Below are 11,601 nucleotides of genomic sequence, written 5' to 3'. Positions count from 1 at the left end.
TGATTCCAATGGGTTGACCCCGAAGAATTCATGTATCGTTAACGATTGCGGCGTCGTCCGGGGCCAGCTTGCGCAGGCTGCGGACCAGATGGTCGGCCAGTGCCCGCCCTGCGGGCGACAGCAGGCGGTCCGGCGGCAGGGCCAGCGCCAGGTCGCGGCGGATCGACGGGTCGGCCAGGGGCAGCGCGGCAAGCCCGGCCGGAAGCCCGACGCGCGCATAGCCCGGCAGGATGGCGATGCCGAAGCCCGCCGCCGCCAGCGACAGGGCGGTGGCGATGCCCTGCACCTCATGCACCGGGGAAAGCGGCAGCCCGGCGGCCTCGAACCCCAGTTCGGCGGGCACGCGCAAGCCGTTGGTCGCGGCCATCGCGATCACCGGCAGCCCCGCAAGATCGGCCCAGCGTGGGGCCGGGGGCAGCGTGCCGGGCGCGGCGAAGGCCATCATCGGATCGGACAGGACCGGGCGGCGCGACAGGTCGGCCTCGGCCACGGGAAAGGTGCCAAGGCCGATGTCCGCCCCGCCGCCGCGCAACCGCGCCACGATTCCCGCGGTGGGCAGGTCGGCCAGATCGACCGCAAGGCCGGGATGCAGGGCGCGGAACGCGGCCAGCACCGGCGGCAGCACGGTGGCCGCGAGAAAGGGGGGCGCGGCCAGCCGCACGCGCCCCGTTCGCAGCGCCGCGGCATCGCGCGCCGCCTCGGCGGCGTGGTCGAGCGCCGCGAGGCCGCGCCCGGCCAGCGTGCGGAAGGTCTGGCCCGCCTCGGTCAGCGCCAGCCGGCGCGTCGTCCGGTCGATCAGGCGCAGGCCGAGATGCGATTCGAGGTCGCGCAGCGCCTGGCTGACGGCGGGCTGCGACAGCCCGAGGCGCCGGGCGGCGGCGGACAGGCTGCCGGTTTCGGCAATCGCAAGGAAGGTCTCGATCTGGCGCAGGGGCGGGCGCATTCATTGTCATCTGTTATGAATAGATAAGATACTGACGGATTGTCTGATAGGTGTCCATCCGCTTGACTGTCGGCCGGAGGCACCCTTGGACGGCACCGCGACACATCAGGGATGGATCGGCCGGGCCATGCCCCGGCGCGAGGATGCGCGGCTTCTGGCCGGGCAGGGTCGGTTCGTGGCCAACCTGGTGCCGCCGGGATGCCTGCATCTGGCGTTCCTGCGGTCGCCCTACCGTGCGGGCCGGATCGCCCTGCTGGATACGGCCGATGCGCGGGACCTGCCCGGGGTTCGTGCCGTTCTGACGGCGGGCGATCTGGTCTGGCAGGCGACGGCGGCGGTCAACCCGCTGCTGCCCGAGGCGCGGATGGTGCCGCTGGTGCCGCTGGCACGGGGTTTCGTGCGCGCCGCCGGGCAGGCGGTGGCGGCGGTGGTGGCCGACACGCCCGAGGCCGCCCGGGATGCTGTCGATGCGATCCTGTTCGAGGTGGAGGAAGACCCCGAATCGCCCGAGCCCGTGGCGCGCGAGCGCGTCGGTGCGGCCGATGCGCTGCCGCCCGGGGGGCAACGCATCGTGGCGCGGGTGGACCACGCCCTTGTCGCGCCGATGGCGATGGAACCGCGCGCGGCGCTGGCGGTGCCGGACGATGCGGGGCTGACCGTCTGGCTGCCGGTGCAGACACCGCAGCGCTGCCGCGACGACCTGGCGGCCATGCTGGGGCTGCCGCCCGACCGGGTGCGGGTGGTCGCGCCCGATGTGGGCGGTGCCTTTGGCGGCAAGGCCAGCCTGATGCCCGAGGATGCGGTGGTCGCGGCGGCCGCGCTGCGGCTGGGGCGCGGGGTGTTCTGGCAGGGCACGCGGTCAGAGGATTTCGTGGCCGCGACCCAGGGGCGCGGCGCGCGGACGCGGGCCGAGGCGGTGCTGGAGGGCGGCCGGATCACCGCGCTGCGGGCGACGATGACCTTTCCGCTGGGCCACTGGATGCCCTATTCGGCGCTTGCCCCGGCGCGCAACGGCGCCCGCATCCTGCCCGGGCCCTACCTGATCGAGGATTGCGGGGCCGAGGTGACGGCGCTGACCACCGAGGGGCCGGCGGTCAACATCTATCGCGGTGCCGGGCGCCCGGAGGCGGCGATGCTGCTGGAGCGTCTGATGGACCGCGCCGCCGAGGCGGATGGCACCGACCCGCTGGAGATGCGGCGGCGGCATGTGTCGGGTGCCGGGCCGCGCGCCTGTTCGGGCGACATGGGCGCGTTGCTGGACCGGATGGCGGTGGCGGCGGACTATGCCGGGCTGCGCCTGCGCCAGGCCGCGCGGCGCGCGGCGGGCGCGGTCTGCGGCATCGGCATCGGGCTATACGTCGAACCCTGCGGTCAGGGCTGGGAAACGGCGGGGATCGACCTGTTGCCGGACGGAACGGTCCGGGCGCGCAGCGGGTCGTCGGCGCAGGGGCAGGGGCGCGAAACGGCGGCGGCGCAGATCGTGGCCGAACGGCTGGGCATCGACCCGGGGCGGATCGCGGTGGCGGCGGGCGACACGGCGGTGATGCCCGAGGGGATCGGGGCGCTGGCCAGCCGGTCGACCGCCATCGGCGGCGCGGCCCTGCTGCGGGCGGCAGACCGGTTCCTGATGGAGCTGCGCGAGGCGGCAGCGGCGATGCTGGGGGTCGATCCGGCGGCTGTTTCGGTGACGGACGCGGGCGTTTCGACGGGTGCCGCGACGCTTTCGTGGGGCGATGTCGCCGCGCGGCTCGGGCGGCCGCTGTCGGTGGATCTGCGGCACGAGACCGGGGCCGAGGCCTGGGCCTCGGGCGCGGTGCTGGCCGAGGTGGGGATCGACCCCGACACCGGGGCCGTGACGGTGGAGCGCATCACCTGGGCCGATGACGCGGGCCGGGTGGTGAACCCGGTGCTGGTGCGCGGGCAGTTGCTGGGCGGGCTGGCGCAGGGGCTGGGCGCGGCGCTGATGGAGCGGATGGTGATCCGCGACGGCCAATGCCTGACCGGCAGCCTGATGGACTATGCGGTGCCGCGCGCCGCCGACATGCCGCCGGTCACCCTCCTGTCCTGCCCGACGCCCAGCCCGGCCAACCCGCTGGGTGCCAAGGGGGTGGGCGAGGCCGGTTGCATCGGTGTTCCGGCCGCGATCCTGAACGCCGTGCAGGATGCGCTGATCCCCCATGGCGCGCCCGACCTGTCCCTGCCGCTGACCCCCGAGAAGGTCTGGCGCGCGATCAACCGACTGCCGCAGGAGGCCCCGTGAGATACGACCGCAAGACCGCGAAGGACCACGCCCGCGCCCATATGCGGGGCATCTGGGCCGCCGCGCTGATGCCGTTCCGCGACGACCTGTCGATCGACGAGGACGGGTTCCGCGCCAATGTGGATCACTGGATCGGCGATCTGGGGATCGACGGGTTCTTTGTCGCGGGGAAGCAGGGCGAGTTCTACGCGATGAGCCTGGACGAGCGGAAACGCTGCTTCGATCTGGCCGTGGATGCCTGCGCGGGGCGGGCGCAGACCATCATGTCGTGCAGCGATCAGAACATGGACACGGTGATCGAGCTTGCACGCCACGCGCAGGGCTGCGGGGCGGACTATGTCGTGGTGCATGCCCCCGTGCTGCATTTCACCAAGGCGCAGGACGACACGCTGATCCGCTATTACGAGACGATCGCGGCAAAGGTCGACATCGGCATCGCGCTGTGGAGCCATCCCGATTCGGGCTACCTGATGAGCCCGCGACTGTGCAACCGCCTGGCGGACATCGAGACGGTGGTGGCGATCAAGTATTCGGTGCCGCGCGCGATGTATGCCGAACTGACGCGGCTGGCCGGTGACCGCATCATCGTTTCCACCGCATCCGAGGAGGAGTGGCTGGACAACGTGCTGGAACTGGGGTGGCGGCTCTACCTGTGCTCGTCGCCGCCCTATCTGATCCAGACCGCCCGCGACCGCCGGATGCGCGACTATACCGACGCGGCCTTTGCCGGGCGCGCCGACGCGGCGCGGGCGATCCGCGACAGTCTGGACCCGGTGCGCGCCGCGCTGCGCGAGACGCGGCCTGCGGAAAAGCCCCACGCGCACCAGAAGTACTGGCAGGATCTGCTGGGCCAGACCGGCGGGCGGACCCGGCCGCCGATGCTGGAACTGACCGACCGCGAGCGCGCCCGCACGCGCGAAGCCTTTGACATGTGCGGTCTTCTTGTCTGACACTCGCCCCCCGAACCCGGAGGAACCCATGGCACGCCTTGCCGCCTTCAACTTCCAGAAATGGATCGATGAACACAAGCACCTGCTGAAACCGCCGGTGGGCAACCAGATGGTCTTCAAGGAGGCCGACCTGATGGTCACGGTGGTCGGCGGGCCGAACAAGCGGACCGACTATCACGACGATCCGGTCGAGGAATTCTTCTACCAGCTCAAGGGTGACATGCTGCTGAAGCTGCATGACACGGCCACCGGCGAATTCTATGACGTGCCGATCCGCGAGGGCGACATCTTCCTGCTGCCCGCCCACATGCGGCATTCGCCGCAGCGCCCGCAGGAGGGATCGATCGGACTGGTGATCGAGCCTGCCCGTCCCGAGGGCGCACTGGACGCGGTGGAATGGTACTGTTTCGAATGCCGGTCGCTGGTTCACCGGGCAGAGGTGGACCTTGAGTCCATCGTCGACGACCTGCCACCGATCTACGCCCGTTTCTACGGCGATGAAAAGGCGCGCACCTGCCCCGGTTGCGGGGCGCTGCACCCGGGCAAGGAACCCCCGGCGGGCTGGGTGCAGCTCTGAGATATTTTAGACTTGAAATAATCCTGGGGAACGGGCATCGTTCCCCTCAACCAGTGCCGGAACAGGCCCAATCCAACAGGGAGTCCACGATGAAGAAACTGCTGTCTGCCGCGAGCCTACTGGCGCTGACCGCGCTGCCGGGCCTTGCCGATCCGGTGAAGATCGGCGTGATCACCACACTGTCCGGCCCGCCCGGCTATATCGGCGAACAGATCCGCGACGCGATGCTGCTGGCCGCCGAGCAGGGCGGCGGCAAGCTGGGCGGCGTGGAGGTGGAGTTCGTGGTCGAGGACGACGGCCTGAAGCCCGGCAACGGCCTGCAGATCGCGCAGAAGTTCCTGAACGACGACGGCATCAAGCTGATCACGGGCATCGTGTTCTCGAACGTCGCGGGCGCCACGGTGCCCGAGGTGGTCGACTCGGGCGCGATCTACATCAGCCCGAACGCCGGCCCGTCGAATCTGGCAGGCGAGGGATGCCACCCCAACTATTTCGTGGTGAGCTGGCAGAACGACAGCCTGCACGAGGCATCGGGCGCCGCGGCGAAGGTGCTCGGCTTCAAGAGGGCGGTGGCGCTTGCGCCCAACTATCAGGCCGGCAAGGACGCCATCGAAGGCTTCAAGCGGCTGTTCGAGGGCGAGGTGACCGAGATATTCACCCAGCTTGACCAGACCGATTTCGCCAGCGAGATGGCGCAGATCCGCGCCGCCGATCCGGAAGTGGTGTTCCAGTTCCATCCCGGCGGCCTGGGTATCGCGTTCCTCAAGCAGTACCAGCAGGCCGGTCTTCTGGGCGCGATCCCGATGGTCCTGTCGGAGCCTTCGGTCGATGGCGTGATCCTGAACGCCGTGGGCGAGGCCGCCGTGGGCATCAAGGCCACGACGCACTGGAACGAGGATTTCGACAACGACGCGTCCAAGGCCTTCGTGGCCGCCTGGCGCGGCAAGTACGGCGACCGCCCGATCACCTACTATGCCCAGCAGGCATGGGATACCGCGATCCTGATCGGCGCGGCCCTGGAAAAGACCGGCAGCGTCGATGACGTCGATGCCTTCGCCGAGGCGCTGCGCACCGCCGAATGGGCCAGCACCCGGGGCGATTTCGCCTGGGGCAAGAACCAGCACCCGGTGCAGGACTGGTTCATGGTCGACATCGTGGCGGGCGAGGGCGGCAAGCCGGTGGCCAGGACCGGCGAACAGCTGCGCGACAATGTGGGCGACATCTACGCCGACGCCTGCAAGATGTGACGCCACAGGGGCCGGGGATGCAGCCCCGGCCCTTCTTCCATCGGAACCCCTGAACGCTCGGGCAGGCGCATGATCCTGTTTCTCGAACAGTTGCTGAACGGCCTGCAATACGGGATCACCCTGTTCCTGCTGGCCGCCGGGCTGACGCTGATCTTCGGCATCATGGGGGTGATCAACCTGGCCCATGGATCGCTGTTCATGGTGGGGGCCTATGCCGGAACCCTGGTGGCGGCCGAGACCGGCAGCTTCTGGCTGGGCCTTCCGGCGGCACTGGCGGCGGCCGCGATCACCGGTTTCGTGATCGAGACGGTGGTGATCCGGCGCCTCTATGCGCGGGACCACCTGGATCAGGTGCTGGCGACCTTTGCCCTGATCCTGACGTTCAACCAGCTGATCGTGCTGGGCTTCGGGCGGCAGCCGGTGTTCACCCGCCTGCCTGCCGGGCTGGACGGGTCGGTCGAGATCCTGCCCGGCCTGCCCTATCCGACCTATCGCATCCTGATCATCGCGGTGGGCCTTCTGGTGGCGGCGGGGCTGTATCTGCTGATCAACCGCACGCGGATCGGCGCGCTTGTCCGGGCGGGGGCCACCAACCGCGACATGGTGCGGGCGCTCGGGGTGGACATACGGCTGCTCTATACCGTGGTGTTCGGCCTGGGGGCGCTGCTGGCGGGGCTGGCGGGCTATCTGTCGGGGCCGATCAGTGCGGTCCAGGTGGGGATGGGCGAACAGATCCTGCTCGCCACCTTCGTCGTGGTGGTCGTGGGCGGCGTGGGCTCGATCAAGGGGGCCTTCGTGGCGGGGCTGTTTCTGGGCGTGGTCGACACGATGCTGCGCGCGTTCCTGCCCACGGTCCTGCGGCAGGTGATGCCCGCCTCCGAGGCAGACGGGATGGGCATCGCGCTGGCCTCGATGGGGATCTACCTGATGATGGCGCTTGTCCTTCTGGTCCGCCCGCGCGGCCTGTTCGCGGCGGGGTCGTGAAGTGAGGGGCCTGGTTCCGCTGGGCGTGGCGGCCGTGCTGCTGCTGGCCGCGCCCTTCCTGACCGAGGCGGCGGGACAATCGGCGCTGCTGTCGCTGATGACGCGCATCCTGATCTACGGGATCGCGGCGGCCAGCCTGAACTTCATCCTGGGCTATGGCGGGATGGTCAGCTTCGGGCACGCGGCCTTCTTCGGGGTGGGGGCCTATGTCGTGGGCATCCTGTTCACCCATGCGACCAGCGGCGCGCCGTTCCTCGGGCTGGTTCCCGGCACGACGCAGATGCTGGTGACGCTGCCGCTGGCGATGCTGGTCGCGGGGCTGTTCGCGGCGGTGATCGGGGCGCTGAGCCTGCGGACCGGGGGCGTGCAGTTCATCATGATCACCCTGGCCTTCGCGCAGATGCTGTTCTTCCTTTTCGTCAGCCTGCGGGCCTATGGCGGCGAGGATGGCATCATCATCCGCCGCACCAACGACCTGTTCGGGCTGAACCTGCGCGACCGGACCACGCTTTATTATGTGGTGCTGGCCATCACCGCGCTGTTCTTCGCGGGGCTCTGGCGGATCGTGCATTCATCCTTCGGCAATGTCCTGCAGGGCCTGCGGCAGAACGAGCGGCGCATGGCGGCACTGGGCTTTGCGCCCTATCGCTACAAGCTTTACGCCTTTGTGCTGGCGGGCATGGGGGCGGGGCTGGCGGGAGCGCTGATGGCCAACGTGCTGCGCTTCACCTCGCCCGACATGATGCACTGGACCAAGTCGGGCGAGCTGATGATCATGGTCATCCTGGGGGGCGTGGGCACGTTCTTCGGCCCGCTCTACGGCGCGGGCGCCGTGCTGGTGCTGGAAAGCGTGCTGGCCGGGTGGACGGAGTACTGGCAACTGGTCATGGGCCTGATCCTGCTGGTGATCGTGCTGGGCACCCGGGGCGGCATTGCCGGGCTGATCGCGCGGATCGGGGGGCGGCGATGACCATCCTTGCCCTTGACGGACTGGTGAAACGGTTCGGCGGGCTGCTGGCCACCGACCATGTGTCGCTGACCGTGGAAGAGCACGAGATCCACGCGCTGATCGGCCCGAACGGGGCGGGGAAATCGACGCTCATCAACCAGATCTGCGGCGAGCTGGCGCCCGATCAGGGCCACATCCGGCTGGCCGGGCAGGACGTGACCCGGGCATCGGTGCCGGACCGGGTTGCCATGGGGCTGGGCCGGACATTCCAGATCACCTCGCTGCTGAACGAGATGACGGTGCGGGCCAACATCGCCATGGCGGCACAGGCCCGCGAGGGCGGCAATTTCCGCATCTGGGATGTGCTGCGGACGCGCCGGCCGCTGTGGGACTGCGCCGACGCGCTTCTGTCGGGAACGCCGCTGGAGGGGCGGGCCGACATGCCGGTCACCGACCTGAGCCACGGCGAGCGCAAGCAGCTTGAACTGCTGGTCGCCCTTGCCCGCCGGCCGCGCCTGTTGCTGCTGGACGAACCTATGGCGGGCCTCGGCCATGCCGAAAGCCAGGAGATGATCGAGACCCTGCGCGGCGTGGCGCGCACGACGCCGATGCTGTTGGTCGAGCATGACATGGACGCGGTCTTTGCGCTTGCATCGCGGATATCGGTGCTGGTCTACGGCCGGATCATCGCGGCGGGGTCGGTCGAGGACATCCGCAACGACCCGGCCGTCCGCGAGGCCTATCTGGGCGAGGAGGACGCCTGATGCTGAGCGTGCGGAACCTTCAGGCGGCCTATGGCGCAAGCCAGGTGCTGTTCGACGTGTCGCTGGAGATCGGCGAGGGCGAGGTTGTCACCCTGCTGGGCCGCAACGGCATGGGCAAGACCACGACGGTGCGGACGGTCATGGGCCTGATGCCGCCGCGCGGCGGCGAGGTGCGGTTCCTGGGGCAGGATGTGGGCGGCCGGTCGCCGGAACGGGTGGCGCGGATGGGCGCCGGGCTGGTGCCCGAGGGGCGGCAGGTGTTCCCGACGCTGACGGTGCGCGAGAACCTGACCGCCACCGCGGCGAACCGTCGCCGCCGCGCCGATCCCTGGACGCTGGCGCGGATCTATGACCTGTTTCCCCGGCTGGGCGAGCGTGCCGGGCAGTTCGCGGCCACGCTGTCGGGGGGCGAGCAGCAGATGCTCGCGATCGGGCGGGCGCTGATGACCAACCCGGTGCTGCTGATCCTGGACGAGGCCACCGAGGGGCTTGCGCCGGTGATCCGCGCCGAAATCTGGCATGTGGTCGAGCGGCTGAAGGCCGAGGGGCAATCCATCCTGCTGATCGACAAGAACCTGGCGGTGCTGAAGCGGCTGGCCGACCGGCATGTGATCATCGAGAAGGGGCGCACCGTCTGGCAGGGGTCGGGGACCGATCTGGACCGCGATGCGGCACGGGTGCAGGCGCTTGTCGGGCTCTGATCCGCTCCGGCTGGTGCTGGTGGGCTGGGGCGCCATCGGGGTACGGGTGGCCGGGTTGCTGGCCGCGCGCGGGGCGCCGGTGCGGCTGGCGGGCGTAGGGCTGCGCGACGCCGCGCGCGCGGGCCTTCCCGATGTGCCCCTGCTGACCGACCCGGCGGGACTGGCTGCGCTGCGCCCCGACCTGGTGGTCGAGGCGGCCGGCCGGGCGGCGGTTCTGCCGTGGGGGCGTGCGGCCCTGGCGGCCGGTGCCGATTTCGCGCCCTGCTCGACTTCGGCCTTTGCGGACGACGCGGTGCTGCCGGAACTGCTGGACCTCGCGCGCGCGGCGCGGCGGCAGGTGATCGTGCCGCCCGGCGCGCTCGGCGGGATCGACGCGCTGTCGGCGGCGGGGCGGCTGTCGCTGGCGGCGGTGCGGCACGAGATCGTCAAGCCGCCCGCCGCCTGGGCGGGCACCGAGGCCGAACGGCTGTGCGATCTGGCGGCGCTGACCGCACCCGCGGCCTTCTTCACCGGCAGCGCGCGGCAGGCGGCGGCGCGGTTTCCGCAGAATGCCAATGTGGCGCTGATCTCGGCGCTCGCGGGTCTCGGGGCCGATGGCACGACCGTCGCGCTGATCGCGGACCCGGCGGCGCTGCGCAACGCGCATGTCGTCACCGCCACGGGCGATTTCGGGACGATGACGGTGCGGCTGGAGAACCGGCCGCTGGCCGCCAACCCCAAGTCGTCGGAACTGACCGCGCTGTCGCTGGTGCGCCTGATCGAGAACCGGGCCGGGGTTCTGGTGATCTGATGGATTTGAGGGATGAGGCGGCCCTGCCGCGCGACCGCATCGACGCCGACTATACCGCCCGGGCCTGCGTCGAGCCTGCGGATTTCGCGCGCATCATCGGCGACTATCGCCGCCTGTCCGGGGCCGCGATGGCAATGCCCGGACTGCAGGCCGGGCTGCGCCCCGATCCGCAAGGCGCCGAGCTGATGGATCTGTTCGGGGCCGGACCCGGCCACAGGCGCCCGGTGGTCATGTTCATCCACGGCGGGTACTGGCGCGCGCTGTCGCGGCAGGAGTCGGCCTTCATGGCGCCGATGCTGGCAGCGCGGGGCATTGCGACCGCGGTGCCCGACTACACGCTGGCGCCCGCGGCCACACTGACCGAGATCGTGCGGCAGATGCGCGCCGCGCTGGCCTTCCTGTGGCACCGGGCGGACGACCTGGGGATCGACCGCGACAGGATCGTGGTGGCGGGCAGCAGTGCCGGGGGGCATCTGGCGGCGGCACTGGCGATGCCGGGGTGGCAGGCCCGGTTCGGGCTGCCGCCCGGCGCGGTGCATGGCGCGCTGCCGGTGTCGGGGCTGTTCGAACTGGCGCCGCTGGCCGCCAGCCACGTGCAGGACTGGATGCACCTGACCCCGCGAGAACTGGCCGATCTCAGCCCGATGCGCCACGTGGCAGGCACGGCGCGCAGCCATGTCGCGGTGGCCGGGGTCGAGACGCCGGGGTTCCATCGGCAGAGCCTGGCCTATGCCCGGGCGCTTGGCGCACCCCTGCTGACGGTGCCGGGCCGCAACCATTTCGACGTGATCCTGGACCTGACGCGCCCGGATACCGACCTGTCACGCGCCCTTCTGGCCCTGACCGAGTGACAGGGCGAGCATCCGTGCCAGCACCGCCTGCCCGGCGCGATAGTCGGCCACCGAGGCGGCCGAGGTCTTGAGCCCCTTCAGCGCGGCCAGCACGGTGCCCGCTGCCGTGCCCGGATCGCCCAGCGACCGCGCCGCACCGTGCGCGGCCAGCCACTCTGCCAGGGCGGCGCCCATCTGCGCCTCTTTCGTGCGCGCCAGATCGGCCGCGATCGAAAATCCCGCGTCCAGCAGTTCGCGGCCATGCGGCGTGCCCAGAACCACATCCATGAACTTGCCATCCTTGGCGGCAAAGGCCGCGCGCAGCACCTCCTCGGGCGGCCCGGGGGTGTCCAGGGCGGCGCGCATGTCGGCAAGGCACTGGTCGAAATAGCGTTCGGACAGCGAGCGGAAGATGTCTTCCTTGCTGCGGAAGTGCAGGTAGAGCGCGGTGCGCGACAGACCGGCGCCGGTTGCGATATCCTCCATCGACGTGCGCCGATAGCCATAGCCCGCGAAGGCATGGAAGGCGGCGTCAAGAATGGCGTCCTGCCGGTCGGGCGGGGCGGTGTCGTGCGGGCTCATGTCGACGATGTGACAAAGGCCGTC

The 11,601-nt window shown here is 70.4% G+C and carries 12 protein-coding genes; 10 read left to right on the top strand and 2 right to left on the bottom strand.

Features of this window, described 5'->3' with window-relative positions; translation table 11 throughout:
• Positions 1-28 precede the first annotated feature (28 nt).
• Complete coding sequence (locus KF887_19690) at positions 29-943, bottom strand: LysR family transcriptional regulator (protein ID QYK41545.1); 915 nt, start codon at positions 941-943, stop codon at positions 29-31.
• A gap of 127 nt (positions 944-1,070) precedes the next feature.
• On the opposite strand from KF887_19690, the gene KF887_19685 reads away from it, so the two are divergent.
• The 10 genes from KF887_19685 to KF887_19640 all read left to right on the top strand — a co-directional run bounded on the left by KF887_19685 (position 1,071) and on the right by KF887_19640 (position 11,016).
• Positions 1,071-3,203: a xanthine dehydrogenase family protein molybdopterin-binding subunit gene (locus KF887_19685; GenBank protein ID QYK43675.1), complete on the top strand. Its 2,133-nt coding sequence runs from the start codon at positions 1,071-1,073 to the stop codon at positions 3,201-3,203.
• On the top strand, positions 3,200-4,153 hold the full coding sequence (locus KF887_19680; GenBank protein ID QYK41544.1) for a dihydrodipicolinate synthase family protein: 954 nt from the start codon (positions 3,200-3,202) through the stop codon (positions 4,151-4,153). The genes KF887_19685 and KF887_19680 overlap by 4 nt, the downstream gene beginning before the upstream one ends.
• Positions 4,154-4,181: 28 nt before the next feature.
• Positions 4,182-4,730, top strand: a complete 549-nt coding sequence (locus KF887_19675; protein QYK41543.1) for a 3-hydroxyanthranilate 3,4-dioxygenase — start codon at positions 4,182-4,184, stop codon at positions 4,728-4,730.
• A gap of 89 nt (positions 4,731-4,819) precedes the next feature.
• Positions 4,820-5,977: an ABC transporter substrate-binding protein gene (locus KF887_19670; GenBank protein QYK41542.1), complete on the top strand. Its 1,158-nt coding sequence runs from the start codon at positions 4,820-4,822 to the stop codon at positions 5,975-5,977.
• 69 nt (positions 5,978-6,046) lie between these two features.
• Entirely contained in the window at positions 6,047-6,961 is a 915-nt protein-coding gene (locus tag KF887_19665; protein ID QYK41541.1) for a branched-chain amino acid ABC transporter permease, read from the top strand.
• A gap of 10 nt (positions 6,962-6,971) precedes the next feature.
• The gene (locus KF887_19660) at positions 6,972-7,931 is read left to right on the top strand and encodes a branched-chain amino acid ABC transporter permease (GenBank protein ID QYK43674.1); all 960 of its coding nucleotides are present in this window, start codon (positions 6,972-6,974) and stop codon (positions 7,929-7,931) included.
• Positions 7,928-8,674 (top strand): ABC transporter ATP-binding protein, encoded by a 747-nt coding sequence (locus tag KF887_19655; protein ID QYK41540.1) that lies wholly within the window; start codon positions 7,928-7,930, stop codon positions 8,672-8,674. Before KF887_19660 ends, KF887_19655 begins: the two co-directional genes overlap by 4 nt.
• A complete protein-coding gene (locus tag KF887_19650; protein ID QYK41539.1) occupies positions 8,674-9,375 on the top strand; it encodes an ABC transporter ATP-binding protein in 702 nt (233 codons plus the stop codon). Before KF887_19655 ends, KF887_19650 begins: the two co-directional genes overlap by 1 nt.
• A complete protein-coding gene (locus KF887_19645; GenBank protein QYK41538.1) occupies positions 9,341-10,165 on the top strand; it encodes an aspartate dehydrogenase in 825 nt (274 codons plus the stop codon). The genes KF887_19650 and KF887_19645 overlap by 35 nt, the downstream gene beginning before the upstream one ends.
• A complete protein-coding gene (locus tag KF887_19640) occupies positions 10,162-11,016 on the top strand; it encodes an alpha/beta hydrolase (GenBank protein ID QYK43673.1) in 855 nt (284 codons plus the stop codon). Before KF887_19645 ends, KF887_19640 begins: the two co-directional genes overlap by 4 nt.
• On the opposite strand, the gene KF887_19635 is transcribed toward KF887_19640, so the two are convergent.
• Entirely contained in the window at positions 10,987-11,577 is a 591-nt protein-coding gene (locus KF887_19635; GenBank protein QYK41537.1) for a TetR/AcrR family transcriptional regulator, read from the bottom strand. The two genes, KF887_19640 and KF887_19635, sit on opposite strands and share 30 nt — an antisense overlap.
• Between the last annotated feature and the right edge of the window lie 24 nt (positions 11,578-11,601).

This window comes from Paracoccaceae bacterium, assembly GCA_019454225.1.
Classification (GTDB): Bacteria; Pseudomonadota; Alphaproteobacteria; order Rhodobacterales; family Rhodobacteraceae.
Note: the sequence above shows the minus strand (reverse complement) of the source record. Positions and strands in the feature narration are given on the sequence as shown.